Annotated in this window: 32 protein-coding genes; 6 read left to right on the top strand and 26 right to left on the bottom strand. The window is 37.2% G+C overall.

The genetic code is table 11. From position 1 onward, the window contains the following. Positions 1-202: 202 nt before the first annotated feature. Both GYA49_00160 and gap read right to left on the bottom strand, forming a co-directional pair. The gene (locus GYA49_00160; GenBank protein NMC35438.1) at positions 203-1,639 is read right to left on the bottom strand and encodes a hypothetical protein; all 1,437 of its coding nucleotides are present in this window, start codon (positions 1,637-1,639) and stop codon (positions 203-205) included. A 6-nt stretch (positions 1,640-1,645) separates the two neighbouring features. Then, positions 1,646-2,647 (bottom strand): type I glyceraldehyde-3-phosphate dehydrogenase, encoded by a 1,002-nt coding sequence (gene gap / locus GYA49_00155; protein NMC35437.1) that lies wholly within the window; start codon positions 2,645-2,647, stop codon positions 1,646-1,648. A 179-nt stretch (positions 2,648-2,826) separates the two neighbouring features. Between gap and GYA49_00150 the strand changes: the two genes are divergently transcribed. Further along, positions 2,827-3,306 carry a hypothetical protein gene (locus GYA49_00150; GenBank protein ID NMC35436.1) on the top strand — a complete coding sequence of 160 codons (480 nt, stop codon included), beginning with the start codon at positions 2,827-2,829 and terminating at the stop codon, positions 3,304-3,306. Between the two features lie 87 nt (positions 3,307-3,393). On the opposite strand, the gene GYA49_00145 is transcribed toward GYA49_00150, so the two are convergent. From GYA49_00145 to GYA49_00135, 3 genes are all read right to left on the bottom strand, one after another. Next, complete coding sequence (locus GYA49_00145; GenBank protein NMC35435.1) at positions 3,394-3,828, bottom strand: RpiB/LacA/LacB family sugar-phosphate isomerase; 435 nt, start codon at positions 3,826-3,828, stop codon at positions 3,394-3,396. A 128-nt stretch (positions 3,829-3,956) separates the two neighbouring features. Then, on the bottom strand, positions 3,957-4,568 hold the full coding sequence (locus GYA49_00140; protein ID NMC35434.1) for a hypothetical protein: 612 nt from the start codon (positions 4,566-4,568) through the stop codon (positions 3,957-3,959). Positions 4,569-4,666: 98 nt separating this feature from the next. Further along, on the bottom strand, positions 4,667-5,215 hold the full coding sequence (locus tag GYA49_00135) for an anti-sigma factor (GenBank protein ID NMC35433.1): 549 nt from the start codon (positions 5,213-5,215) through the stop codon (positions 4,667-4,669). A gap of 154 nt (positions 5,216-5,369) precedes the next feature. Between GYA49_00135 and GYA49_00130 the strand changes: the two genes are divergently transcribed. Continuing rightward, the gene (locus GYA49_00130; protein ID NMC35432.1) at positions 5,370-5,774 is read left to right on the top strand and encodes a hypothetical protein; all 405 of its coding nucleotides are present in this window, start codon (positions 5,370-5,372) and stop codon (positions 5,772-5,774) included. On the opposite strand, the gene GYA49_00125 is transcribed toward GYA49_00130, so the two are convergent. The 6 genes from GYA49_00125 to mutM form a co-directional block, all read right to left on the bottom strand. Beyond that, complete coding sequence (locus GYA49_00125; GenBank protein NMC35431.1) at positions 5,758-7,527, bottom strand: ATP-dependent DNA ligase; 1,770 nt, start codon at positions 7,525-7,527, stop codon at positions 5,758-5,760. The genes GYA49_00130 and GYA49_00125 overlap by 17 nt on opposite strands. A gap of 202 nt (positions 7,528-7,729) precedes the next feature. Continuing rightward, complete coding sequence (locus GYA49_00120) at positions 7,730-8,836, bottom strand: Fic family protein (protein ID NMC35430.1); 1,107 nt, start codon at positions 8,834-8,836, stop codon at positions 7,730-7,732. Between the two features lie 116 nt (positions 8,837-8,952). Next, complete coding sequence (locus tag GYA49_00115; GenBank protein ID NMC35429.1) at positions 8,953-9,384, bottom strand: hypothetical protein; 432 nt, start codon at positions 9,382-9,384, stop codon at positions 8,953-8,955. A 19-nt stretch (positions 9,385-9,403) separates the two neighbouring features. After that, on the bottom strand, positions 9,404-10,246 hold the full coding sequence (locus GYA49_00110; GenBank protein NMC35428.1) for an NAD(P)H-hydrate dehydratase: 843 nt from the start codon (positions 10,244-10,246) through the stop codon (positions 9,404-9,406). 38 nt (positions 10,247-10,284) lie between these two features. Next, on the bottom strand, positions 10,285-11,379 hold the full coding sequence (locus GYA49_00105; GenBank protein ID NMC35427.1) for a DNA replication/repair protein RecF: 1,095 nt from the start codon (positions 11,377-11,379) through the stop codon (positions 10,285-10,287). Between the two features lie 6 nt (positions 11,380-11,385). Further along, positions 11,386-12,258, bottom strand: a complete 873-nt coding sequence (gene mutM, locus GYA49_00100; GenBank protein NMC35426.1) for a bifunctional DNA-formamidopyrimidine glycosylase/DNA-(apurinic or apyrimidinic site) lyase — start codon at positions 12,256-12,258, stop codon at positions 11,386-11,388. 55 nt (positions 12,259-12,313) lie between these two features. Here mutM and GYA49_00095 point away from each other — a divergent pair, with 55 nt between their 5' ends. After that, positions 12,314-12,799 carry a hypothetical protein gene (locus GYA49_00095; GenBank protein NMC35425.1) on the top strand — a complete coding sequence of 162 codons (486 nt, stop codon included), beginning with the start codon at positions 12,314-12,316 and terminating at the stop codon, positions 12,797-12,799. A 58-nt stretch (positions 12,800-12,857) separates the two neighbouring features. Here GYA49_00095 and GYA49_00090 read toward each other — a convergent pair whose 3' ends face one another. From GYA49_00090 to GYA49_00050, 9 genes are all read right to left on the bottom strand, one after another. Beyond that, a complete protein-coding gene (locus GYA49_00090) occupies positions 12,858-13,058 on the bottom strand; it encodes a hypothetical protein (GenBank protein ID NMC35424.1) in 201 nt (66 codons plus the stop codon). A 116-nt stretch (positions 13,059-13,174) separates the two neighbouring features. Further along, positions 13,175-13,402: a ferredoxin gene (locus tag GYA49_00085; protein NMC35423.1), complete on the bottom strand. Its 228-nt coding sequence runs from the start codon at positions 13,400-13,402 to the stop codon at positions 13,175-13,177. Between the two features lie 5 nt (positions 13,403-13,407). Next, positions 13,408-14,082, bottom strand: coding sequence for a hypothetical protein (locus tag GYA49_00080; protein ID NMC35422.1), 675 nt, complete (start codon positions 14,080-14,082; stop codon positions 13,408-13,410). Then, the gene (locus tag GYA49_00075; protein ID NMC35421.1) at positions 14,082-14,294 is read right to left on the bottom strand and encodes a DUF1858 domain-containing protein; all 213 of its coding nucleotides are present in this window, start codon (positions 14,292-14,294) and stop codon (positions 14,082-14,084) included. The genes GYA49_00080 and GYA49_00075 overlap by 1 nt, the downstream gene beginning before the upstream one ends. Before the next feature lie 29 nt (positions 14,295-14,323). Then, positions 14,324-14,710 (bottom strand): iron-sulfur cluster assembly scaffold protein, encoded by a 387-nt coding sequence (locus GYA49_00070; GenBank protein ID NMC35420.1) that lies wholly within the window; start codon positions 14,708-14,710, stop codon positions 14,324-14,326. A gap of 9 nt (positions 14,711-14,719) precedes the next feature. Further along, positions 14,720-15,952 carry a cysteine desulfurase gene (locus GYA49_00065; protein NMC35419.1) on the bottom strand — a complete coding sequence of 411 codons (1,233 nt, stop codon included), beginning with the start codon at positions 15,950-15,952 and terminating at the stop codon, positions 14,720-14,722. Between the two features lie 23 nt (positions 15,953-15,975). Next, a complete protein-coding gene (locus tag GYA49_00060) occupies positions 15,976-16,368 on the bottom strand; it encodes an Rrf2 family transcriptional regulator (GenBank protein NMC35418.1) in 393 nt (130 codons plus the stop codon). Between the two features lie 203 nt (positions 16,369-16,571). Continuing rightward, positions 16,572-17,117, bottom strand: a complete 546-nt coding sequence (locus GYA49_00055; GenBank protein ID NMC35417.1) for a phosphatase PAP2 family protein — start codon at positions 17,115-17,117, stop codon at positions 16,572-16,574. Positions 17,118-17,161: 44 nt separating this feature from the next. Then, complete coding sequence (locus tag GYA49_00050; protein NMC35416.1) at positions 17,162-17,584, bottom strand: DNA-binding protein; 423 nt, start codon at positions 17,582-17,584, stop codon at positions 17,162-17,164. A 72-nt stretch (positions 17,585-17,656) separates the two neighbouring features. On the opposite strand from GYA49_00050, the gene GYA49_00045 reads away from it, so the two are divergent. Together GYA49_00045 and GYA49_00040 are read left to right on the top strand one after the other, a co-directional pair. Beyond that, on the top strand, positions 17,657-19,123 hold the full coding sequence (locus GYA49_00045) for a glycosyltransferase family 39 protein (GenBank protein NMC35415.1): 1,467 nt from the start codon (positions 17,657-17,659) through the stop codon (positions 19,121-19,123). A gap of 20 nt (positions 19,124-19,143) precedes the next feature. Next, on the top strand, positions 19,144-19,380 hold the full coding sequence (locus GYA49_00040) for a ribbon-helix-helix protein, CopG family (protein NMC35414.1): 237 nt from the start codon (positions 19,144-19,146) through the stop codon (positions 19,378-19,380). A 9-nt stretch (positions 19,381-19,389) separates the two neighbouring features. Here GYA49_00040 and GYA49_00035 read toward each other — a convergent pair whose 3' ends face one another. From GYA49_00035 to GYA49_00015, 5 genes are all read right to left on the bottom strand, one after another. Continuing rightward, on the bottom strand, positions 19,390-20,607 hold the full coding sequence (locus GYA49_00035; GenBank protein NMC35413.1) for a hypothetical protein: 1,218 nt from the start codon (positions 20,605-20,607) through the stop codon (positions 19,390-19,392). Between the two features lie 16 nt (positions 20,608-20,623). After that, entirely contained in the window at positions 20,624-20,896 is a 273-nt protein-coding gene (locus GYA49_00030) for a thioredoxin family protein (GenBank protein ID NMC35412.1), read from the bottom strand. Positions 20,897-20,899: 3 nt separating this feature from the next. Beyond that, positions 20,900-21,997, bottom strand: a complete 1,098-nt coding sequence (locus GYA49_00025) for a YibE/F family protein (GenBank protein NMC35411.1) — start codon at positions 21,995-21,997, stop codon at positions 20,900-20,902. Continuing rightward, positions 21,990-22,277, bottom strand: a complete 288-nt coding sequence (locus GYA49_00020) for a DUF134 domain-containing protein (protein ID NMC35410.1) — start codon at positions 22,275-22,277, stop codon at positions 21,990-21,992. Before GYA49_00020 ends, GYA49_00025 begins: the two co-directional genes overlap by 8 nt. 64 nt (positions 22,278-22,341) lie before the next feature. Next, complete coding sequence (locus GYA49_00015; GenBank protein NMC35409.1) at positions 22,342-22,596, bottom strand: DUF5320 domain-containing protein; 255 nt, start codon at positions 22,594-22,596, stop codon at positions 22,342-22,344. 91 nt (positions 22,597-22,687) lie between these two features. Between GYA49_00015 and GYA49_00010 the strand changes: the two genes are divergently transcribed. Further along, entirely contained in the window at positions 22,688-24,259 is a 1,572-nt protein-coding gene (locus tag GYA49_00010) for a DUF389 domain-containing protein (protein ID NMC35408.1), read from the top strand. Between the two features lie 22 nt (positions 24,260-24,281). Here the strand turns inward: GYA49_00010 and GYA49_00005 are convergent. After that, positions 24,282-24,619, bottom strand: a 338-nt coding sequence (locus GYA49_00005) for a tryptophan-rich sensory protein (GenBank protein ID NMC35407.1), incomplete at its 5' end; no start/stop codon positions are given.

Raw genomic sequence — 24,619 nt, 5'->3', positions numbered from 1 at the left:
TTGCTGCATAAGCCTACTATCAAAACTGGGCTTAGCTTCGCAAATAGCATTAAGCTCGCAAGAGTGGCGATAACCCCAACCATCGCGGATAATTAACATAACTTTGGCTTTTGAGTTTTTAGACATTTGTTTTTGTCATTTTAAACTTGTTGAGAAATCTTGCTAAAAGATTTTTCGATTTTGCTTAAAACGACAATTAGTATTATGTTTTTGGATTTTTTAAAACAACTAATTTTTCATCTTCATACATAATCAACCAATATTCTTGTTCTACTAACATTTTAGTCAAAGGGTAAGGTTTATTCAAAATGGCAAAATCAAAATCTTGAGCCATAAAAAGTTCCCGCCAACCAGGCTGAGTATACACCATTTTGGCATAGTCGCTAAACGGTTCTTGACCATTTTGATCTCGCCATACTGTCATCCGTCCATCAATATACATTGGCACTTGCGGGTAGCGGTATTCTAAATAGCCACCGAGACGGTAGGCATTAAAAATTTTACCTTTGATTTTATTTTCTTGTAAAAAGCTAATAAGACCTTCGCTGCACAAAACTTCAGTATTACAGTAGCTAGCCCAGTTTTGGGCTAAAATATTTTGCTTTGGTAGATGAAATAACAAAGCATAAATAGTGATAGTTAATAGCAATCCTATGTTAATCAACTTTACATATGCTTTAGAAATTGATAGCGATAAGCAGTTAATAAAATGTGGTAAGGAAAGTAATAAAAATAAAGGGATAAAACGCCGGGCTTTTAACGCCATAAGGTTGATAATTGCCAATACTAAAAATTCTCCAATATACGTTTTTTGGCTTTTTTTTGCTGTAAGCCAAAATAAGAAGCTATAGCTTAAAAAAGCTATCATCAGTGGCGTTGAAAGCGGTAAGGGCTGCCACTCATAAATTTGCGAAAAACTAGGTGAACTAAGATGAGCAATAGCTGTTAGGTGTAACTGATAAAAATAGGGGTTTAAAAAAGTTACTGCTCCTGATAGAGCTATAGTTGCAATAATCAACTTACTTTGCTTTTTTTTGATTTTGTCCTGATATAAAAGCGGTAGCAAAAAAACAGCCAGTATCAGAAATCCAATCGCAAACTCTCCATGAATATTAGTCCAAAGTAGAAATAGTGGCGGAATGAGGTAAAGATAGATTTTTTTAAAGTTGGCTTGATAGTTTTTCAAAAAAAACCAAAGTAAGCAGGTAAAAAATAAGCTGACCAACTTGCTCTTATAACCTAAGTTTAGCAGTGGAGCATTAAAGGCCCAAAAGATTAAAACCATCAGTGCGGCTAATTCTTTTTTGGCAAGAGTTAGATAGCAAAGATACAAACTGCCAGCAATCAATAAGGAACCAATTATAGAAAGCAATTGAAAACTACCTAGTTTAAATAATAAGGAACTGATAATATCAAACCCCCAAGAGTGGTTGGCCCAGATAAAATTGGGCATTTGAAAAGAAAAAGTATTGGCTTTTAAAATTTGACCGTGCTGCCAAAAGTAATCACCGTAACGTAAATGCCAACCTAGATCAGCATCTAAAACCGGATACAAAAACAGAAAAAAAATAGAAGTAAAAACTAAGAGATGGTTCAGCCAAGTTAATAACTTGGCTGAACCAATGTGTACATCTTTCATTAAGGCTTATTTTAGCAGCTGTTCAACCAGTCGGTTAGTGTAACCCCATTCATTGTCGTACCAGGCATAGACTTTGACTAAGTCACCATCAATCACTTGAGTTAAAGACAGATCAACTAAAGCTGAGGCCTCACAACCAATTACATCCGAAGATACAATTGGTTTTTTGGTTACCCATAGATAGTGTTTAAACCGTTCACTTTCCGAAGCTTCGCTAAAAGCATTATTAACTTCTTCAACCGTAGTTCTGGTTGAAACAATAAAAGTAAAATCAGTCAGTGAACCAGTAGCCACTGGCACTCTAATAGCAATGCCATCAAATTTATCCTTAAGCTGAGGGATTACTTCGGTGGTAGCAATCGCTGCTCCAGTTGAAGTTGGGATCACATTTTGAGCTGCTGCTCGAGCCCGGCGTAAATCTCGATGCGAACCATCGTGTAATGACTGATCTGAAGTATAGGCATGCACCGTGGTCATGGCAGCTTTTTCGATCCCAAACTTATCTAAAATAACTTGAGTCACCGGTGAGACACAGTTGGTTGTACATGAAGCATTAGATAAAAGCTGTTTGCCTTCGGCCTCTTGATCGTTGATTCCCAATACTACTGTTTGGATATCTCCACCTTTGGCTGGAGCCGATAAAACTACCCGATTTACTCCATCTCGCAAATGTTTACGCAAACCTTCTTCATCAGTAAAAGCCCCGGTCGATTCGATGACCGTTTCTACTTGATAATCACCCCAAGGAATATTGGCTGGTTCTTTATCGCCATGAATATGAATCCGATGGCCATTAATAATCATCGTATCTTCACCCTCTACCTCAACGCTGCCATGAAACCGGCGATACATAGTATCAAATTCAAAAATATGAGCCCAGCCTTTAGCATCCATTTTGCCGGAAGTATTGATAATAGGTACTTCGATTTGGTCACTATATTTTTCCATAATGACTCGAAGAGCTAAACGGCCAATGCGGCCAAAACCATTTATACCAACTCTTTTCATATATGTAGTGTCATCCTGAGCGTAAGCGAAGGATCTTTCTCTGCTTACAACCCAAATGACAAGGCAGATAAATTATAAATAATTCTATATTTCATCTTATCATTCTTGACAAAGAAGAAGAAGAAGATAATTCCTCCAAATTTAACAAATCTCAAATCTTCTTGTCCAGATTGTAAAAAATGTCTCATCCAGATAAACCAAATTTCTATATTGAGCCAGGTACTTCACCAGAATACAACCTAGTAGCTTTACAAAGCTTTGCTCAGGCAAAAGAGTTTGCTGATGATGTTTTATCTATCCATGAACAACAAGACACGCAAGATGTCTCTGTAACTCTAGGAAGCATGTTTTGGAACCCTCATTTTGGCATGAGTGGTTGCGACCAATTTACAATAGGTGGTCAAAAATTAAGGTTTTTTTATTGCTTAGCTTCATCGGGTGAAGATATATCTCATCTTTTAGCACAATTATTAAGAGAAAATCCAGAAGAAACTGAAGTAAGTAAAGAGGGCTTTCTCCAAAGATTTATAACATACACTTTAACTGAATATAATCAAATAATAAATAGAGCTAAAACAAAAGATAAAAAAGAGGAAAGAAAACAAGAATTACTTAGGTTTTATCTTAGAATGAATGAGTTGTATCAAGAGAGAAAATAATCTTGAACCGCATAAGCTTTTGTAAAATAACACCGTTGATTAAAAAGACTCTGATGTTAGCTTACAGCCACATTGAGAATGACAATACTATAAATCTTCGATTTTCCCCAACCGCCGCACATGCCGTTCTTCCTCAGAATAAGAAGTGTTTATAAACGTTTTTACCAACTGAAAGCATTTAAATTTTTTAATATGATCAGCAGCAATGCATAAAACATTGACATGATCATGAGCCGTAAAACTAGCTACTTGCTGATGAGTAAAACCAATGGCTGCCCTAATTCCTTTAGTTTTATTAGCAGCGATACATACTCCGGCTCCAGACCCACAAAATAGCACCCCTCGATTTTGAGGATCTTCTAAAATTTTAGCAGTAAGTAATGTAACAAAATCAGGATAATCATCATCAGGATCAAGCTCATAAGCCCCTAAATCTTTATATTCAATTTTTTTGGAAGCCAGCCAAGCTTTAAGCTGGTTTTTTAGCTTGAGTCCTCGATGATCAGTAGCAAGATAGAGCATAAGTTTTTTGTGTCATTCTGAGTGAATCCGCCAGCTGGCGGAGAACAAAGAATCTTTTGTTTAACTAGATCCTTCGCTGCACTCAGGATGACACAAATTTATTTTTTCCCAATTTTAAATTCTGATTTCTACCGTGTATATTTTTTATCAACCTTACTTTTAGGATATTTTAGTTTGACTTCTTCTCGCTCTTTATTAAATAAATTAATAGCTCTTAAGACCTCTTCTGGGGAATTAGTAATCTCAAAAACCTTATCATCATTAGCTCGCATCATCATATTTTTATAAAAAGCAGCAATCACATCATGCCAAAAATTACCATATAAAATAAACGGTTTGTGATGGCCATAATAAAGCCGAGCTAAACACCAAGCTGTCCCAAACTCGGAAATTGTACCTGTTCCTCCATTAAAAATCACATAGCAATCACTTTGCTCCATTAAAGTAAACATCCGCTCAATATAGTTATGAGTTTTGATCTCTTTATCAGTTTGGTTTTTGACATACCGTCCTTCAAAGCCTGGAGCATTTTTAGGGTCAAAGGTAACTGATAAGGTTTTACCTCCAACTGATTCCGCCCCTTGAGTGGCTGCCAACATCACCCCTGGCCCTCCACCATTAACAATAGTGTAATCATGTTCGGCTAAGGTTTGAGCTACATTAAAGACTTCCTGATAGAGTATCGATCCATCAGCTGCTTCAGCTCCTCCAAAAATAGCAATATGTTTAATTTTGCGCATAGCTTTTTTATAAAAATAAACTATTTAAGTCTAACACAAAAACGAGGCTAGATCTTTTTAAAGATCAAGCCTCGTCGACAGGTTTAGGAATCTTGAGGTTAACCTTGTAAAACTTTTTCAGCTCCCATTTCTTTATTACCATCTTCAACTTCACGAGTAATAATGGTTTGAGAGTAGCCAGTCTTATCATCCTTAGATGAGTAATAGAGCTCACCATTTCCGTCAGTCATTTGCAACCGGCCAATTGAAACGTGTGTACCATCATCTTTTTGAAGCCAGGCTTCGTAATAGTATCCTTTTTGTAAAGCAGCAAGATTAGAAACCATAATTTTCTGATAATATGTTCCATCGCTAAAGGTTGAGGCAGTAGTCCCACTGCCAGTTTGACCTCCTACTGCAGCTAGCGGTTTGATTTGTTGATTGGCTAGATGTTCATTAATCTCCTTCTTTTTGGCTTCGATTTCTTCATCAGACAATGGTTGAATAGTATCTCCGGTTTTACGTACCACGCTACCATCTTCCTGGGTAATGATTTCTTCTACTGGGGGGATAGTTTCTTGAGTGTTATCTGTATTACGACTGCGATTCCAGAGATAGGCTCCAACTAAAACCACAATAATTGCACCGACAATCATCCACTGTTTCATGGGTTGCTTCACCTCCTCTCAAGAGTGAGATTTTTTAAAAAAACCTGCACCAATAACATACTCATAGTAATTTTTATGGGCAGGCAGATTGCTTACTTTATATCTAAAAATCCCAGTGTCTGTCAATGAGGAATTTGTTTGCTATACTTTTAGCATGAAAAAACTTATGCTAATTTTTTTATCGCTATTGCTGTTTACTGCTTGTACGGTTGATTCTCCTCTTACTACAACCAACAATTGGCTTAAAGATTGGAAAAATGATCAAAATCAAGAGGCTGCCAGTTTATTGGTAAATAATGAAAACAATCAAATTAGCCAACTTTCCAATCAGCAAAAAACTACCTTTATTAAAAATTTTGAAGATACCTATGGCCAGATTCAGGACTTTAGTGTCCAAAATGCTATTCCGCTTTCATCTGATGGGCTTAAACCATATAACGTTTCCGAAGGCTACGAAGTTTATTACACTCAAGTTTCTCAAAAACAAGGTGAGCAGCATTTGAAACTAATTTTAGTGAAAATTGATGGAGCTTGGAAAATTATTACTCCGACGCTTTGACCATAGCTTGCAATTGTTTCAAGCTAGTGGCTTCATCAACGCTCTTATCATCCCGAAATTTGATAAAACGAGGAAAACGCAGCGATAGTTGTGTTTTATAAAGCGGTGATCGGGAAATTGAATCAGCCCTGATTTCGACTAAAATTTGTGGTTTAAGCCAGACATCGGGTATCAAAGTTTTATCCACTACATAGTCAGTTGGTTTATGAGTAATTTCCACCGCCTTACTCCGTTTAACTAGTTCAACAATCTTATCTTCCGAAAAACCAGAACCAACTTTAGATAAAGATATAATTTGACCATTACTGGGCACACCAACTAAAATCTTACCCATCCCAAACTTAGTCCACTTGCCCTGACCCTTGAAATAGCCCATGACAATAGCATCTACTGTATCAGCCATTTCTGATTGCATGCCAATTTTATATTTGACCCAGGTGAAATCTCGAGCGCCAGCTTTATATGGCGCTTGGATTTTTTTAGCCATCAGCCCTTCCAAACCTTCCTGAGCTACTTGATTAAAAAAAGCTTTAAAATCTTCTGGGTTATCAACTATTTTTTGCTCCGTCAAAACCAATTGATTTGAAGTGTTTTTACTAAAAACCTGTTCCAATTGCTGACGCCTTTTTTGCTCAACATTACTAAGCAGTGATTTACCATTTAGATACAGTAGGTCAAAAATAAAAGCTTTGAGGGGAATCTCTTCTTTAACTTTGCCAATATTGTGTTTGCGTTTGCGTTTGACTGTCTCTTGAAAATCGAGAGTTTGACCAGTTTGGGGGTTAAAAGCTAGAGCTTCACCATCTAAAATTGCTGAATCAACAGGTAAGTTTTGCGAGGCTTCAACTAGGTCTGGAAACATATAGGTCATATTTTCCATATTGCGCGAAAAAATCTCGACATAGCTTTTTTCTGTCTTTGTTTCAAATAAACCCAGTTCAACTCCGGTTTCTGATTTAAACTGTTTGCTTTTATCAATATGGATCTGGACTCTAAAACCATCAAATTTTGGTTCCATCGCAGCCTCACCACCCATCTTGTCTAGAATTTCTTGGGGATTAAGAAGAGGAGTAGCTCGACAAGGTACAATTGGCGTACCAGTCTGAGGAGTCATTTGTTCCACGCCAACTAAACCTGATTTCTTGAAAATTTGGGCAATCTGGCCAATATCAGCTCGAATATTGTAGGCTCTTTCTAGTGGCGACCGAAGCGATTTATCCCCTGTTTGCATCCAAGACAGGGCATCCAAAATTGTCATATCTGAAAAACCCAAGCGTAATTTTTTGACTGGAATCCTGACTAAAAATTTAGCACTAACCTTGTCCATACCGGTAAGCAACTTAGTCATACCAACAATCTTACGTTCCTGACTACCCTCGCCTTCTTCTTGGGCAATCTGGCATAGCTGATCATAGACCTGACTAACAGTTAGATCAGATTGGATAGCAGTCCTCTTTTCTAACAGAGCTTGCATGGTTAAACCGATATCACCTTGGGTTTTAAATTCATTAGTCACTACCTCAACTGATTGATTAGTCACTTGGGCTAAAACTCGCAACATCATTTTTTCAGCTAAGTTTAGCTCTAAACCCATAAATTTGGGCTTAAGCATACCTAGGCTCAAATAGCAGATTTGATCAATTTCAGAAGCTTCAGCTTTAGCAAAAAGCTGAGCCAGTGCTTCGGTCATAGCCAGTCTTGAATCAAGTGATTCAATGGTTTGAAGATAAGTCGCAAAGTTGTTAAATTTCACAGGTTTTGGTGGCAGGATAATTTGTTAATAAACTAATTGTATAGTAAGAAATATTTCAATAACGCTGAAATTTTACACTTTTTTCGAGGCATTATTTGTCGATAGTACTAATAAGTACTTGAGATAAATAATAACGAAGAAAAAAATGTGAAAGATCAAGTTAGCAAAGATTTGTTACTATGCAATTAGTTTATAATTGAAGTTAACTGAGTTTAAGCACATAGTAAGCTCCCTTTGTCTTGCCGATCTTTTCTACCAATTCTTTTTCAATAAGACCCTTAAGTTCCCGCAAAATAGTATCCTCAGATACCATAGGAAAAATTTTGATGGCATCTTTCATAAATAGAGCTTCGTGTTCTCGCATAAACTCAACCAGTTTGATTTGCCGTTCAGATAAAGAAATTTGTTGGCCTAAGCGGTTAAGCATCCGTTCATCCATTGAAAGCTCTTTAACCTTTTGCCTGACTGCTTCCAATTCTTGAGCTAAACCAAAACAGAAATACTCCAACCATTCAGTCAAATCACCATTATTGTTGGTAACGCTTTGCAAGGCTTGATAGTATTCTCCTGGTTTTTGATCATAGTGTTCTTCCAAAGAGAAAAAGCCTTTGATGTCGTAGTTCTCACGGTGCAAAACCAGAGTAGCCATAGCCCGAGCTACCCGGCCATTACCATCGACAAACGGATGGATTCGAGCTAGTTCATAATGGGTAATACCAGCTCGCAATACTGGATGAACATCTTTACTGACAAAAGAGTTAAGCCATTCTAAAAAATGTTCAATTTGAAAAGGTACTTCAACTGGATTCGGTGGCGTAAAAGTTACTTCTCCTGTAGCGGCATCTTTGACTACTACTCGGCTTTGGCGGTAAATCCCAGCTCTTTCTGGTTCCAAAATTTTATCAACGGTCAGTTTATGAATATGTTTGATCTCTTCATCAAGATACCTAGTAAAACGCTGAGTGTTTGCTTTTAAAGAATCAATATATTCCAAAACCTTACGGTAGTTTAAAATTTCTTGAATATCACGATCTCGGGCTGTCACTCCAGTTTGAGCAGCCACGGTTTTGGCTGATTTGTGAAAGCCTCCTTCTTCCAAATTCTCAAAAATCATTTTGGCTTGGGACAGCGATAAGTCGTTACCTTCTAGATGAGTACCGTAGTGGACCGTCCGGATAGTCGCATCTTGCTGAAAGGTTTTTTCCCAAGCCGGAATCAGCGGAGCACTGTCAATGACAGCCTTTGAGCCTTCAATACTACCAATATGGGTAAGTAACTTGTTGCTGATATTAAATTTTGGTTCAAACACGTTAGTAGGCAGTATTTAGAATGGAGTATGCAGGGAAATTATGTTTTGTAAACCCTGTTTTCTGCATACTGTTTACTCTATACTCAATCTTATTCTTGCATTATTTGCGGAAATTTTCAAGCAGGAGAAAGGATTATTGAACCATCAGCTTCAACTGATATTTTGCCTAAATGTTTTATTTCACTGGCATTAAATAATAAATCTATCCCAATTCCACTAGGTAAGTAAGCATGTTCTACAAACCAGTCAGCTAATTCTTGTGCTTCTTCTTCTGGCAATTCTCTGACTACCCATCTCATTGCTTGTTCAAAACCCACACGATAGACAGGCTCTTGAATTTCAATAGGCTCTCCAGTTAATGGATCAAATGGGTGAAGTTTTTTTGATGGTTGATTAATAGGCCCTATTGCAGGCAATATTACTTCATTCCATAAGGCTCTAATATGTTCTGGAGCTGAACCAGCCGGAGTATTAATTATTTGGATAAAACATCGGGAAGGTTCAGGAATTTCACTCTGTTTACTTCTTTGAAACTCTTGATTAGCCATATTATCTTATATTTATATCCTATTTTTTTATTTCCTGCCATAGTATTTCGGGTACAATCTTAGCCAAATCATCCGCATTAAAAAGCGGTCCAACTGTCTGGTAAAGTTTATCTCCAGCTAAACCATTGATATAGGCTCCGGCAGCTGCCGCTGTAAATAAATCATTAGTACAAGCTAGTACTGCTACCAGTCCAGCCAGCACATCACCTGTGCCTCCTTTAGTCATACCCTCATTACCGGTTTGATTATAAATAACTCGACCACCAGGAGAAACAATAGTGTCAACTTTGCCTTTTAATAAAATAGTGCAATTATAAGTCTGAGCCATTTGCATAATAGTTTCATCTTGGGCTTCAAGTTCAAATAAAGTTTTAAACTCTTTATGATGCGGAGTAATAATAACCTGATTTAAAGATTGTAATACTTCAGGGTTGATAACCTGCAAAGCTCCGGCATCAAGCACCCATTTTTTATCTGGAAATTGTTTCAGTAGTTGTAAAACAGTTTTTTTAGTTTCTTCACCAGTTTCGCCAGTTCCGGTAAAATTAGCATCTCCTCGTACCATGCCAGGCCCAATTAATACCGCATCGGATTCAGTAATATAGTCGGCTTCTTTACCTAGAGGAATATTGATAAAAGCATAGAGATTTTTTTCAAGATGTTCGACCAGTTTTTGGTTTTCAACTACCGAGGCGTAGTACACCATATCAACAATCCGGGAAGCAACAACTAAAGCCCATAGTGAAGCTCCATGAAAAAGTTTTGAACCGCCAACAATAGTCAGTCGTCCATTCTGACCTTTATGAGAGTCTTTGTTGGGTAGTTTTAATTTTTGTAAAAAAGCAGCCTCAACGTATTCCATAATTTTCAGGGAAAAATTCTAACTAGCTTTAACACATTTTACAATTGTATCACCTGTAAATCGGCCAGCATTTTTTTGCCAAACAGTTTAAGATCGGTGGTTGTCATAATAGTTTGCTGCTTGCCAATAATTCGCAACACAATTTCTTGATGTGGATGATCCAGCTCGGAAAAAATGTCATCTAGCAGCAACACTGGTTCTTCCTGAGTTTTAGTTTTGACAAAAGTCAGTTCCCCTAATTTTAGCGCTAAAACTGACATCCGCTGTTCACCTCGAGATCCATAGGTAGCTAAAGCTGTTGGCTCTTCACTGTCATGCTGGTGCATAAAAGTAAAATCATCACGGTGCGGCCCTACTAAAGTCACGCCAGTAGCCACCTCAGCAGCTTGGTGATTTTTAAGCCGCTGCAAAGAAATCCGGTTTGGTTTATAGGCAAAGCTAAATTCCGGCAATAAATCATCATTACCATTAGTACCAAGCAGTTGATGTCGAAAGGAAGCTTGAGCAGCCAAACGATTCAAAAAGTCTAGATAATCAGCCCGTTTTTGACTAATTATTTCACCATCTTTGGCTAGGAGCCGATCCCAAAATTCCAACTGACTTATTTTGGCTCTACCTTCAGAGATAGCAGTCAAAAGTTTGTTGCGTTGACGCACCCCTTTTTGATAAGACAGCAGTGACCGATCATATTCACTATCAATTTGGGACAAAACCATATCTAAATAATCACGACGCCGACTAGGACTACCTAAAACTAAATCAATATCTTGAGGTTGGAACAAAACTATTTTCAGTCTGCCGATAAAATCTTTACGCCGCTTAGCTACCCCACTTAACAAAAACCGTTTTTTAGCTACTTTTTTACCCTGCCATTGGCCTCTGGTTAAAACTATTTCTAAACTCTGACCATCAACATCAGCACTCACCCTACCAAAGTCTTCGCCAAAGTGCACCATTTCTTCATCACGACCGGCTCGAAAACTTTTTCCAATCGCCAGTAAAGTCACAGCTTCAACCACATTGGTTTTGCCAATAGCATTGGGTCCAATTAAAACTGCGGCATTTTTACTAAAAGCAAAACTTTGCTGTGTATATGAACGAAAGTTGTGAAGTTGTAAGGATTGCAAGCGCATAATGTCCTATTTCTGGCAGTGCGGGCAAAAGAAGGTGCCTCGACCTCCTAGCTGTATTTTAACAAGTTTCGTCCCACAATGGGAACAAGCTTGGCCATCTCTTTTATAGGTTAGAAAATGGTTTTGATATGAGCCCAACATCCCATCCAACTGCTTATAGGTACTTTCTGAGGCTCCACCATGAGCAATCCCGGCTGCAATAACTGTATTTAAACTGTCATGTAATTTTTTAATCTCAGATTTATTTAAACTATTAGCTGGCCGACGGGGATCAATCCTGGCTAACCATAAACCGTCATTGGCATAAATATTGCCAACTCCTGCCAGTAGTTTTTGTTCCATAATGACAATCTTGACCGGCCGACTGGATTTAGCAAGCATTTGGGCTAAATAAGCAGGAGTAAACGATTTTTTGAGCGGTTCAATTGGACTAAAATTAGCCAGTTCCTGATCCAGCTGTTTTTTGTTTAGTACAACTTTGAGCCAACCAAAGGTACGCTGATCATTAAAAAATAGTTGGCTTTTGTCGGAAAAACTAATCTGAACTCTGGTATGTTTACTAGGCAGTGCATTGATCCAATCCAAGGTTGGATGACCTCCTACAATTTTTTTTGCTTTCTTACCTTTTTTGCTATCACCTACATAAATGAGCTGACCAGTCATTTTTAAATGGACTAGCAGAACTGGCCAGGGATTTTGAAAGTGGAATATGATAATTTTGGCGCGGCGACTAATACTTTCAACTGTTTGCTGATTGAGTAGTGTAACAGAGCCAACAAAATTTTTAGCTCGATACACTGTAATCTTGGTAATAGTTTTGCCAATCAAAACGGTTCGTAGCTGTTTGGTCAGGGTTTCAACCTCTGGAAGTTCTGGCATAATTAAGCAATATAGTACAATAAGTTTTTGCAGTATAAACTAAAATTGGTATTTTATGAAGATATTTAAAAAAATCTTCCGCTCAGTCTACAAAAAAATGGTAGTGGCCAAACAGCAGGAGCTGATGTTTTGGGTATTGTATTCGTTTTTATTTATCTTTGTCTTGGCTAGAATCTACGTTTATTTTCTTCCCCATGTTTCAGTTTTGTCACTGCTTAGTACGAGTGGTGGTCATATCCACCATTTTGTCCTGGGGGTGATTTTGCTAGCCATTGCTGGTTTTGCCGCTTTAAATGATTATCATCATAAACATCCTAAACAAACAGCTATTTTGTATGGCTTGGGCTTGGGTTGGGCGTTTGATGAATTTGGAATGTGGATTTATCTACGAGATAATTACTGGGTTCGCAAATCCTATGACGCTATTATTATTATCACTTTACTCTTAGTTTCCTGGGTGTATTTTGGTAATTTTTGGAGCACAGTTTTTAACAAACTCCGAATTAGGTTTCATAAAAAAATTAGCAAAATCTCCGCATAAAAAAACAATCCCTAAGTTTGAGACTTAAGGATTGTTGTCTTTTTCCGACAAAGACGGATTAGTTAGCTTTCTTCAAAACTGGCATGCCAGTTCTCTCAGTTTCAACGACTTTATAGCCAGCTGGAACTGCATCCAGAGCATTATCGCGAACTTCTCGGGCAAAAAAGTAAATCCGTTGTTGTCTGCCACCACGAAGGGTAACATCTCGGTAGTGTAGATAGTAATCTACATTCTTAGAATTAGTAAATTTGTAGGCCATTTAATATCACCTCCCCCCGAGAATACGTGTTTGCTTGCTTAGTTCCTCTGTTAAACAGAGGTGTGGCTTCATACTAGAGGAAAATGCCTGTTCTTGTCAAGGGTAAGAATGCAAAATTAGGCCTTTGGCCAGATTTGCCGACCTGATTTTTTCTCTTTCAAAATAATAGCTTGGGTAGGACAGGATTGGGCTGCTAGCAAGATAAGCTCACTACTATCGCCTGTTTCGTTGATAACCTCAGCTACGTTGTCTTGATTTAAGCTAAAGGTATTCATAGCTACCGCCACACACGAAGCCGCGGCAATACATTTTTTTTGGTCAATACTAATGTCGTAATCAGTCATACTATTTAGTTTAACTTTTCTGTATAGATATTGTCCTCGGCAATTTGTTTTGCAATTAAAATCTGCTTAACTTCATCAATCATAGCTCGATTGCCACAAATATATACCTGATGATTAGAAAAGTTTACTTGTTCTTTGAGCCAATTAGTGACCCGACCATAGTAGTAAGGATTTTTATTTTCTTTTGACAAACAAAGTTGATAGGAAAAATGTGATAATCGCTTGGTCAAATGTTCCCAATCATCCTGCCAAAAAATGTCCTTATCATGACGTAGTCCCCAAATTAATGTGATTGGCTGTTTACTCCGTAAGACTGACAACATAAACCGAAAGGGGGCAATACCAACTCCGGTAGCAATAAATAGAGTAGGCATATCTTTATTTGACAATAAAAATTTACCCATGGGCATAAGAGCTGGGGTTTTAGTCCCAAGTGGAGCAGTAGCAGCAAAACTAGATCCAATCCCAGCACTACTTGTATCAATACAGAGCTTGATTGTTCGCAAATCCGAAGCTTGCCAGGCAACTGAGTAAGCTCGAAACTGCTCGAGTTGTAAATTGAGATATTGGCCAGGTTCAAATCGAACTGGTTTAGATAATAGTAAAGTCAGTTCTACACAACTAGCTGAAAGCTGGTATCGATCTATTAACTGGGTAGTAACTAAGGTAGCTGGAAGCATTATTTCTTTTTATTAAGCTCTTCTATCATGCTATCAATTTCTTCAGCGCTCATGCCATGAGCTTGAGCTCCTTCTTCTAAACTTTCAAAAGCTGCCATCGGACAACCCAAACAGTGCAAGCCGTAATCACTGACCAGTTTATGGACAGCTTCAGGATTTTGCTGAGCGATTTGAGCTATATTTTGAGTTTTGCTGATTTTTTTATTAGTCATTTTTTTCATAAAATTTAAATTTTGCTCTTTTATTTTTTACTCCCATTTTCATATTTTTTCAATCCTCCTACCAAAGCATTAAGTCCTAAATTAATGCAGTTAAATTTCCCTGGCCCGATTTTAATATTGAGTGCTTTTTGCAAATCGGCCATAGTAATTTTTTTAGCTTCTTCCACCGTTTTACCTTTAACCATATCTGTTAAAACCGAGGTGGCCGTCACACAAACCAGACAACCAAAACAAACAAATTTAATATCAGTAATTTTTTTGCCAGCTTTGTCCAACTTAACCTGCATTTTGATCTGGTCACCACAGTTAACATTGACATCATCAATAGTAATATCAGCCTGTTTCATGGTGCCAAAGTTGTGCGGATTTTTGAAAAGCTTTACTAAATCATTACGGTAAATATCCATAATTACTCCTTAAATACTAAAAACTTTTTTAACTTTTTCTAAGCTGGTCATGAGCTGGTCAATATCATTTTTGCTGTTGTATATATATAAAGATAGTCTGGTGGTAGCTAAACAAGACAAGTGTTCATGAAGCGGCATAGTGCAGTGCTGGCCAGACCGAACTGCAATTCCATCATTGGCTAAAACTTGTCCCACATCATGAGCATGAACACCTTTATAAGAAAAGGCTATTAAGCCACTGCGATTATCTGGTCCGTACACTATTGCTTCTGTAACTTTCTTAAGTTGGGCAAGAGCATAGTTAACTAATTCTTGTTCATGACTAGCAATAGCCTCAATACCAATAGTTTGAATGTATTCCAAAGCAGTTTTTAAACCAACTGCTCCAGCTACGTTGGGTGTGCCAGCTTCAAATTTGTGAGGCAGGTCTTTATACTCAGCTTTATCAAGATAGACCGCTTTAATCATATCGCCTCCACCTAAAAATGGTGGCATAGTTTCTAAAAGTTCCTCCTTACCCCACAGCACTCCAATTCCCATCGGCCCACAGATTTTATGACCGGAAAAAGCTAAAAAATCTGCATGCAAGCTAGCCACGTTAACAGGCATATGAGGCACACTCTGAGCTCCATCAGCTATACAGATAATATTGGGGTTAAACCGTTTCACCTTTTTAAAGATCTGGGCTAGGGGATTGATCGTTCCTAAGACATTGGAAATATGGGTCAGACTGACTATTTTTGTCTTTTTGCTAAGCAAGTGATTTAAGCCACCAGGTTTGGGACCTAAATTTAGCTCACCATCTTCAGTAAGCCCTACAAAAAGGAGTTTAGCTCTGGTTTGAGCTGCTATTATTTGCCAAGGCACAATATTGGAATGATGCTCCATCAAAGAAACGATAATTTCATCACCAGTCTTTAAATGAGCTAGTCCCCATGCATAAGCCAGTAAGTTGAGGCTTTCGGTCGTATTTCTGGTAAAAATAATTTCAGTAGCTTTGGCTCCAATAAATTGAGCTACAGCTTGCCGAGCTGCTTCATACATCTGGGTTGATTCCTCAGCCAGCTCATACACTCCTCGATTAACATTAGCATTATGCTGCTGGTAGTAGTTGCTAACAGCAGTAATAACTTGCTGCGGTTTTTGAGTGGTTGCTCCACTATCTAAATAAACCAATGGCTTACCGTTCATGGTTCTTTGAAAAATTGGAAAATCTTGGCGAAGCTTTTGTACATCTAGCATATTATTTTTTTATTTTGTAATACTTAATCTAAAAAATCTTGTAAGTTGTATTTATCCAGCGAATTTTGAATATCATTTCGCACCACATCCCATTGCTTTCTAAATTTGCAATGACCAGCCCGATTACAACCCTTTTCTAACTGACAATCAATTAGACCCACTGGAGCATCCAAGGCTTCTACTACAGCTAGTAAGGAAATATCACTTGGTTTTTTAGCTAAGCTATAACCGCCCCGACTACCTTCTTTACTCATGACAATATGCTTGTTTCTTAAATCAGCAGCAATTTGAGACAAAAACCGATATGGCAATCGTAATTCTTGGCTAATTTGCCGAATTGAAATAAGATTTTTTTTGATAGCTAAAGCCAATAAAAAATAAATACCGTATTGGCTACGTTTGGAAATTTGCAACATAATTTTATCCTAACAAAAAACTCCTACTTTTCAAGTAGGAGTTTGATATTGTAAATACACTTCTTATTTTAGAAAATCAGCTTGTTTTAAATTTGGGAAGAAAAAGAATTTAAAATTAAAACAAAACCAAAACCGCAAGGCTTTGCAGTTTTTGGTTTTGTTTGTCTCACCGTGTTATCATAGTACCATGAATTTCCCAGCAATCAAGACGTAACTACTTTTCTAAGTAAAAATGAAATAAAAATACCTAATATAGCACCACAAAAAACATCACTGGGATAGTGATGCCCCATATAAATCCGGCCTAGGCCGGTCAGAATTGCTAAGCCTAAAATTATATAGCTGACAATCTTTTTTGGGAAAATTAGCAAAAAAAGTGTGGCTAAAGAAAAAGCCAGGGCAGTCTGAGTTGAGGGAAAGGAAAAGCCACCTGGTTTTGGTAAAACAATATACACTTGATCTAAACTGTCATAAGGTCGTAAACGTCTAACTGAAAATTTTAAAATAATCTCTGTTAATAAATTGATCAGCAAAAAAGCATATAAGCCCAATTTGCTCAGTAATTGTTTTTTAGGATTTTTAGTCTGCCACTCTAAGTAAAGTAAAACCAAGAGCACTACTCCACCATAGGTCAGAAAGTGAATCAGTAAAGCGATGCTATTAAGCAAAAACGAGTGCGGCCAGGAATTGATAATATGGAAAACTTGTATATCCAAGCATTGGAAATTCTGCACAACCATTTGATCCATATGTATAAAATATATGTACTCCTAAAGTTTTAGAAAAAAAGAAGTTAGGCTTCTAAATCAAACAGCTTAAGCCCAGTTTCAGCATCTGGTTTTTTAGTTAAAGTTGGCAAAACTGTCAAATAAATCTCAGCTGTTCCGGAAACAGTTGCCTCAACTAAATGTCCAGCTAAAGGCTTCATAGCTGTATCAGCAAAAACCGCATGAGCATGAATAATCAGATCTTTTTCTTGACCGATGCTGCCAGTAATATTAGCTAGCTCTAAAGCTTGAGCAAATGTTTTAGAAGAGTATTTTTGTTTGGCTACATCATAGTGAGCTAGCTCAACCTGATCACAAGCCCCAACTCCATAGAAAAAGCCACCCTGAATTTTATTTTTGAGACAAAAATCTTTGAGCGTTTCTACAATTTTTTCACCTCGGGCAATCCGGATCACGTAGTGGCTTTGGTCAATTTGTTTGCTTTGCATACGGGCAGTATAACAAGATAGGTTTTACCTGTCCAGAATTTAAAAATGATCTTGACCAGGTATAATAAATGCATGGCTTTTGCGATGAAAAGTTTTAGACCGTATCTTCTCCCTATTCTTATTTTCTTTTTCTTTTTAACTAGATTATATAACTTGACGTTTTTACCAATTTTTAATGATGAAGCGATTTATTTGGATTGGGGCCAGCGTATGACCAGCCAACCCGGTTTGGCTTTTTACAGTTTGTATGATGGCAAACCACCGCTAATTTTTTGGCTGTATGGCTGGATGAATAAAATCATTCCTGATCCGTTAGTAGCTGGTAGAGTAGTGGGAATCCTATTTGGGTTTTTAGCCTTTTTAGGTTTGTATCAACTTGGTAAAAAATTATTCTCCTTCCCTGTTTCTCTCATACCAGCTTCTTTATATACCATTACTCCTATCTTCCTATTTTTTGACCGTCAAGCTTTAGTAGAAAGTAGCCTGGTCATGCTCAGTATTTGGCTATTTTATTTTTTAACAATTTATTTTAAAAATAAAAAATTATGGCCGATTGTGGGTATAACATTACTTTTAATAACAGGTCTTTTAACCAAATTAACCGTAGCTATTTTTTTTATAAGCACTTTAATCGTTTTAATCTTAAACAAAACTAAAACCAAAGGGCAGATTAATAAGTTAACGGCTTTGGGTATTATTGTCTGGTTTAGTCTATTTACCACTGTACCAATTTTACTGGCTCTGCTGCCAAATTTTAAGCAGGTTTTCATTTTAAATTCGAGATATAGTTTGGCTTTATCTCAATTATCGATAGCTACTCTTACACATAATGTTTGTAATGCTGCTCAAATCGGCTTGTGGCAACTGGGGATACCTATCGTTTTACTAACTATTCTTGGTTTGTGGCAGCAAGCTAAGGAGAAAAAATGGGGTTTAATAGTTTGGATTTTAGTGGGAATTAGTTTGGTAGTTGTTTCAGCCAAACAAGTTCAACCTCGTTATTTGGTCCCGGTTTTACCTCTAATCTTATTGATGGCAAGTTATGGTTTTGTATTCTTGGCTCATAAATCTAAGGCTTTATTGCTTTTAACTTCAGTCATGTTTTTAATTCCTGTGTATATTTCTTTTTTATTGCTGACTAACCCTCTCAAATATTTTCAATTTCTAGACCAGGTTTCACCCCAAGTTTCTCAATCCAGTAGCTATGTAAGTGATATTACTGCTGGTTACAGCGTCAACCAAGTTAAGCATTTTCTAGACCGATTAAGCAAAGATGGACCAATTTATCTAGCTTTTGCTCCTAATACTGGTAATCCTGAAAGTGCTCTTACCGCCTATTACTTTGGTAGTTTAAATGTTCAAACTGGCTACTTTGATTTAATGAATTTGAGAAATAGTGATAGTTTGAACTTTGATCGACCTTTTTACTACATTTCTCGCCAGCACGATATCGGTAATTATGACCAGTATTTTGACAAGGTTTTGACTACTTATAACCCAGGTAAACAAAGTTGGGAAGAAGTTTATAAATATAAATAGACTTTTGTTATAATAAGTACATGACGGAAGAAACACCAACTCAATCAGACTTTCTCAAACTTGTTGATAATGAAGACGATCAAGATCCAGAAAAGACTAGATTGGAACCACAAACACCAGCTGACAAAGATGATGATCCAAATTCACTAGCTAACAGGCATTTACAAGAATTAGCTGAAAAACAAGGAGTTAGTGTTGCAGAGTTAATGAGAAGAGCAGCTGAAGAAGCTCAAGAAGATCGTAGTGACCACCATTAAATAGAACTTTTACCCAAACATCAGTAGTTCAGGTTTAAAAAGCATTAAAATCCCAATTAGAAAAATCACTGTTCCGCCAATCAGTTTGGAAAGGCGAGCATATTTACTTTCAATCCCAACAGCGTGCAATGTCTTCATGGCAATAACAAAAATCACCATATCATCCAGCATAAAAATAATAATATAAAAAACCAAATAGGCGTAGTACTGCCACCATGGCAAATGGCTCATAGCCAAAACATTGGTATAAATAGCTGGTAGACCCGCTGAACAAACTAGTTCAATTAAATTGACAGCAAAAGCCAAAAGAATAATCCCACCAATAGCTAAATAAAATGTTTTTTCTTGGGTAATATGTTTTATTTGAGCAAATAATTTTTGGCGTTTTTTCTTATCAACTACTTCGCAACCACCATCACGATTTTTATAATAACTGCGTAGTTGCATTGCTCCCAAAGAGATTGCCACTATAGCAATAATGATCCGTACCCAGAAAATAAAACCAATAAATAGGAATAAATTAAGCCAAGCTGCTAAAAATAAAAAGTAAACTAATGCTGAAGCTCCAATAAAGGTCAGTCCCAAAACCCACATCCGTCGCCTATCATCCATCCCCAACAACATAGAAATCAAAAAGAGTAGAACCCACATAGCACAGGGATTAAATCCATCAAGTAGTGCAATAATAAAAGTAAGAACTGGTAACGAAAAAGTTTTTATATTGACCTTACCTAAAATTGGGATAGTAATACTATCCTTGCTAGATTTTGGCTGTGGAGTTGGAGTAGCACTAGCTTGAGGTTTGTTGAGTTCTTGTTCCAGTAGACCAATCACATCCTGATAGTTAGCATCGTTTTGTGCAGCTGCAACTAGTTCTTCAATTTCTGCCCCAGTTACCTCATCATCTAGATAACCAGTAAAGTACTGATTGCCGATAACAGTAAACGGCACACCAGAAATATCAGCCTGCAAAACTTGGCCAATTGCTTGAAATAGTTTTTGATTTTGAGCACTTCTGGTAATTTCATAGCGTTTAATAGCAACCTCTGGATGTGCTTTACTATACCCATCTAAAAAAATTTCTTCGGCTTTACAGTGCGGGCAGGTTTCTGAATAAAACAAATGAATTATCACTGTTTTTTCAGAGACTTCAGTAGCCCAAATAACAGTTGTGCTTAAAACAAAAAATAGCATTAGCAATAAAACGCTAAAAATCTTTTTCAACATAGCTGTTGTTTGTTGTTTATTTATTTTTGTATTGCCCAATTAATTTGAGCAGTTCCTGTTTTGAAGGTTCGCCTTGGACTCTAGTCAGTTCTTTCCCATTTTTATCTAAAAAAATAAAAACCGGCAACTTGCCTTCCGTGACATTATACGGTTTGATTTTACTCTCATCCTGATCAAAATCAAAATACTCAGTCTCTAATTCTGGTAGCTCCATTTCAATCTCTTGCCAACGAGGTCTCATGACTAAACAACTCGGGCACCAAACTGCTCCGATTTTGATAATTTTCATAGTTTACCTCCTTTTGCTAAAAGCGATATTAACAGCTAAAAATGTTGTAATTGGTACAGCTAAAATTAAACCAATACTCCCAACTAAAGTCCGGATAATCTCATCAGCCAATAATTCATAATTGATAACCTGGGCAAAGGGTTGAGGATTAGTGGTAAACAGCAGTAGTAGCGGTAAAGCAGCTCCGGTATATACCAAAATTAACGTATTAACCATTGAAGCAATATGATCTTGGCCAACCACCATCGCTTGGCGATACAGTTGCCAAGGGCTTAGCTTGGCATTAACTTGCTTTAGCTGAGCTACTACTGCAGCTTGAGAGACCGTAATATCATCCAAAATTCCCAAGCAGCCAATAATAATTCCAGCTAGTAGTAAACCTTTAATGGGAATTGTGCCGCCAGCAGCTACTTGCAAAAAAGCAGCTTCTTCAGAAGCAAAACCGGTTAACTTAGCCGCATCAATAAAAATAGTTGCCAAAATCCCAGTAATAAGTAGGGCTACAAAAGTACTAGCAATAGCAATTAAAGTTTTCTGATTAATACCATGGGATAGAAAAAAGGTGATTGGCACCAAAGCAATGGAAGCTACAATCGCAATAACAACCGGATTAGCCCCATGCATGATTTGAGGCAGAATAAAACTGAAAATAATACCAAAGGAAAAAATCATACCTAAAAGCGAAGTTAAACCTTTGAGCTGGCCAATTACTACTGTTACTACTACAAAAATAATAAATAAAAACAGCAGTACATCCCGTCGGACAAAATCAGCAATCACATAATGGTTTTGACCATTAATATCCTGGCTCACACTAATAACTACATCATCACCAATATGATAAAGCTGGGTTGTTGCTGAAGGGATTTGGCCATGTTCGATAATAATTTTCTGGTCTTTTTGAGAGCCAGAAGTCAGTTTTACTTGTAGTTTTTGATATGGTTGTGCACCAATTGAAGTTTCAATTTGTTTTTCTTCTAAAACCTCAATTACTTCACCTTCAATAGTATCTAGACCTTGAGCTCGAACCGCTAAAGCTAAAGGCGAAAAAAGATACACTCCTATTGCTACCAATAGAGTAATGATACTAATTTTATTCATCTTTTTGATATTCGATTTTAATAGCTTTACCGCTAATAATTGCTTGGGCAATCTTTTTATACGCTCGATCTAAGTCGCGACCAAAGGTTGGTTGTGAGATTCCCATTTTAGCAGCTGCTTGCATATGATCCAAGCCATCAACATCATGCAACTTAAGAGCTTCTAGTTCGCTACTACTTAGCACCACTTCATCCAGTAAACGCAAAGGAATACCTTGAGGCTTAAAGTAATAGGTTTGTGGTTCAAAAAAGAGTTGGCGAGGTCGTCTCGGTCTAGACATAAGCTATATTATTATACAAATAACTACCCTTGCCTATAAAAGCAAGGGTAGCATTTAATAAGGTTTAGGCCAAATCAGCCTCAGCTTCCTCAACCATTTTTAGTTCTTCTTGCAAAGCTTTTTTATATTCGGTTAAATCTTCTTGCTGTTGTTTTTTAGTGGGTTGACTTGGGAAACCCCAAAATCCACCAAATAGTCTACCTAAACCTCGACCGGCTCGGCGGCCAAAGCCTCGACCATACCCCCAACTGCAAAAGCCCATACCTCGACCAGTCATAGGTCCTTGACCAGTAGGTCCGGTTTGATCAAATCCTGGCATATCTATCACCTCCTTTTATTAATGAATATATATTCATTATAACTCAAAGTTTTGGTTTGTCAAATCATTCTAAAACTCATAAAATAAAAGTATGTTTTTAAAATTGCCTTTAGCTTTTACTAACGATACTCGCGATGTGGATGAAGTTGAAGTTATTCATAAAGTTCAAACTAATAACCAGTTTTCTTTCAGCTTCTTGGTTTTACTGATTGGTTCAAGTATTGTTTGTACTTTAGGATTACTTTTAAATACACCGGCTGTCATTATTGGTGGTATGCTCATTTCGCCGCTTATGTGGCCACTGGTTAAAATTTCTCTGGGTATTTCTTATAGTCGCCCCAACTATGTCAAACAGGCTGTTACTTTACTTCTCGTTGCTATTGCAATCACTTTTTTTAGCGCTTTTGCTATTACCCTCATTTCTCCTATTAAAGGCATTAACTACGAAATTCTGGCTCGGACCAACCCAACTCTACTGGATATCTTTGTAGCTCTGGTAGCTGGAGGTGTAGCTGCCCTAGCTATTGTCCAAAGTAAGATTTCAGATAGTTTAGCCGGAGTTGCCATTGCTACTTCTTTAATGCCACCACTTTGTGTCAGTGGGATTGGTTTGGCTCTTTTTAGTTCGGCAACTTTTTTAGGTGGCTTAATGCTCTTTTTTGCCAATGTGATTTCGATTATTTTTATTTCAGTTTTAATGTTTTATTTAGTAGGGATCAAAAGAACCAGTAATTCTCAATTTCAGCGCAATGGTCTAATTATAGTTAGTATTACCTTGATAATTACAGCTTTGCCTTTGATTTTGTTGCTCAAAAATTACACTTTTAAATCTGAAGCATATCAAACCACCAGACAAGTTCTAGAACAACGTTTTGCTAAAATTTCCCCAGCTATTAGCCTTGATAGTGTCAGTATGAGTTTAAAATCTAAAACCGATCCAGACGCTATTGATATTGAGGCTGAAGTTTTAGTCCCGGAAGATATTGCCATTGATTATCAGCAAAAAGAAGCTATTATCGACCAACTTAAATCAGCTTTGGGAAGGAATATTAATCTCAATCTACGCATTCAGCATACGATTGCTTTAGTCAGCCAAGAAGATCTTGAAACTGGTTCGGTTAAAACCCAACTAACTAAGATTTTTCAAACGCAGTTATCAAAACTTAATGCCTCTCTTACTATTGATTCTCTAAGTATTATTCAAGACAGTGACACTGGTGTTTGGGTAGCAGCAGCAGTCATTCGAGCTGATCCGAGTATCCAAATTACTGAAAATCAACGAAGCGAATTAGAACAGATTTTAGCAAACCAAACTAAACAAGCTGTTGAGCTCGATTTAGAAATTATTTCCCGGATTAAGCTTAAATCCCAGCCAGATTTAGAGCAGGACCAAATCAAACAAGATATTCAAAAGGGGATTATTGCTCTGTTTCCTAATGCTGACATTGGCTCCTTAGCCTTGACATCTCAAAGCTTGGAATCTGCTTCAGATAGTGAAGTAAAACAAGAGCTGCTTACAGCTACGCTGGATATCAAAATCCCTAAAGGCAGTACTATCAAACGCGAGAGTCTCGATCAGCTTAAAGATTCTTTAGAAGCTAAATATCAAAAAATCTTCCGTCTTAAACTCAATGTAACTGAAAAAAATACATATTTATTTTAACAAGTCTTCTATTTTTTCAATTCTAAAAGTTCAGCTTCCAAATCGCAAAATTTAGAATACTGGCAAAGCTAACCCAGGCTAGGTAGGGAATAAGGAGCCAAGCCGCTGGTTTTGAGATTTTAGCAAAGCTTAGCATCGTTGCTAAAATGAGCACCCACAGCAGAACAATATCAACTAGAGCTAACGAGGGATTTCTGAGTCCAAAAAATAGTATAGACCATAAAATATTTAAAACGAGTTGAACTCCAAAAATAGTCAAAGCTTTTTTGACTTCTTTCTTTCCAAAGCCCTGTTGCCAAACAAGATATAAGGCCATACCCATCAAAATAAACAGAGTAGTCCAGACTGGAGCAAACACCC

Source organism: Candidatus Beckwithbacteria bacterium, assembly GCA_012797845.1.
Taxonomy (GTDB): Bacteria; Patescibacteriota; Microgenomatia; order UBA1400; family UBA1449; genus JAAZOH01.
Note: the sequence above shows the minus strand (reverse complement) of the source record. Positions and strands in the feature narration are given on the sequence as shown.

Coding starts and splice junctions, on each gene's coding strand:
- GYA49_00070 (NMC35420.1), bottom strand. CDS start 14,710: ATGGATATTTACCGTAATGATTTAGTAAAGCTTTTCAAAAATCCGCAC.
- GYA49_00090 (NMC35424.1), bottom strand. CDS start 13,058: ATGGCCTACAAATTTACTAATTCTAAGAATGTAGATTACTATCTACAC.
- GYA49_00010 (NMC35408.1), top strand. CDS start 22,688: ATGTTTTTAAAATTGCCTTTAGCTTTTACTAACGATACTCGCGATGTG.
- mutM (NMC35426.1), bottom strand. CDS start 12,258: ATGCCAGAACTTCCAGAGGTTGAAACCCTGACCAAACAGCTACGAACC.
- GYA49_00140 (NMC35434.1), bottom strand. CDS start 4,568: ATGCGCAAAATTAAACATATTGCTATTTTTGGAGGAGCTGAAGCAGCT.
- GYA49_00115 (NMC35429.1), bottom strand. CDS start 9,384: ATGGCTAATCAAGAGTTTCAAAGAAGTAAACAGAGTGAAATTCCTGAA.
- GYA49_00025 (NMC35411.1), bottom strand. CDS start 21,997: ATGAATAAAATTAGTATCATTACTCTATTGGTAGCAATAGGAGTGTAT.
- GYA49_00020 (NMC35410.1), bottom strand. CDS start 22,277: ATGTCTAGACCGAGACGACCTCGCCAACTCTTTTTTGAACCACAAACC.
- GYA49_00110 (NMC35428.1), bottom strand. CDS start 10,246: ATGGAATACGTTGAGGCTGCTTTTTTACAAAAATTAAAACTACCCAAC.
- GYA49_00035 (NMC35413.1), bottom strand. CDS start 20,607: ATGTTGAAAAAGATTTTTAGCGTTTTATTGCTAATGCTATTTTTTGTT.
- GYA49_00050 (NMC35416.1), bottom strand. CDS start 17,584: ATGCAAAGCAAACAAATTGACCAAAGCCACTACGTGATCCGGATTGCC.
- GYA49_00065 (NMC35419.1), bottom strand. CDS start 15,952: ATGCTAGATGTACAAAAGCTTCGCCAAGATTTTCCAATTTTTCAAAGA.
- GYA49_00040 (NMC35414.1), top strand. CDS start 19,144: ATGACGGAAGAAACACCAACTCAATCAGACTTTCTCAAACTTGTTGAT.
- GYA49_00030 (NMC35412.1), bottom strand. CDS start 20,896: ATGAAAATTATCAAAATCGGAGCAGTTTGGTGCCCGAGTTGTTTAGTC.
- GYA49_00105 (NMC35427.1), bottom strand. CDS start 11,379: ATGCGCTTGCAATCCTTACAACTTCACAACTTTCGTTCATATACACAG.
- GYA49_00055 (NMC35417.1), bottom strand. CDS start 17,117: ATGGATCAAATGGTTGTGCAGAATTTCCAATGCTTGGATATACAAGTT.
- gap (NMC35437.1), bottom strand. CDS start 2,647: ATGAAAAGAGTTGGTATAAATGGTTTTGGCCGCATTGGCCGTTTAGCT.
- GYA49_00150 (NMC35436.1), top strand. CDS start 2,827: ATGTCTCATCCAGATAAACCAAATTTCTATATTGAGCCAGGTACTTCA.
- GYA49_00135 (NMC35433.1), bottom strand. CDS start 5,215: ATGAAACAGTGGATGATTGTCGGTGCAATTATTGTGGTTTTAGTTGGA.
- GYA49_00015 (NMC35409.1), bottom strand. CDS start 22,596: ATGCCAGGATTTGATCAAACCGGACCTACTGGTCAAGGACCTATGACT.
- GYA49_00060 (NMC35418.1), bottom strand. CDS start 16,368: ATGTTGCAAATTTCCAAACGTAGCCAATACGGTATTTATTTTTTATTG.
- GYA49_00160 (NMC35438.1), bottom strand. CDS start 1,639: ATGAAAGATGTACACATTGGTTCAGCCAAGTTATTAACTTGGCTGAAC.
- GYA49_00075 (NMC35421.1), bottom strand. CDS start 14,294: ATGACTAATAAAAAAATCAGCAAAACTCAAAATATAGCTCAAATCGCT.
- GYA49_00145 (NMC35435.1), bottom strand. CDS start 3,828: ATGCTCTATCTTGCTACTGATCATCGAGGACTCAAGCTAAAAAACCAG.
- GYA49_00080 (NMC35422.1), bottom strand. CDS start 14,082: ATGCTTCCAGCTACCTTAGTTACTACCCAGTTAATAGATCGATACCAG.
- GYA49_00095 (NMC35425.1), top strand. CDS start 12,314: ATGAAGATATTTAAAAAAATCTTCCGCTCAGTCTACAAAAAAATGGTA.
- GYA49_00045 (NMC35415.1), top strand. CDS start 17,657: ATGGCTTTTGCGATGAAAAGTTTTAGACCGTATCTTCTCCCTATTCTT.
- GYA49_00130 (NMC35432.1), top strand. CDS start 5,370: ATGAAAAAACTTATGCTAATTTTTTTATCGCTATTGCTGTTTACTGCT.
- GYA49_00085 (NMC35423.1), bottom strand. CDS start 13,402: ATGACTGATTACGACATTAGTATTGACCAAAAAAAATGTATTGCCGCG.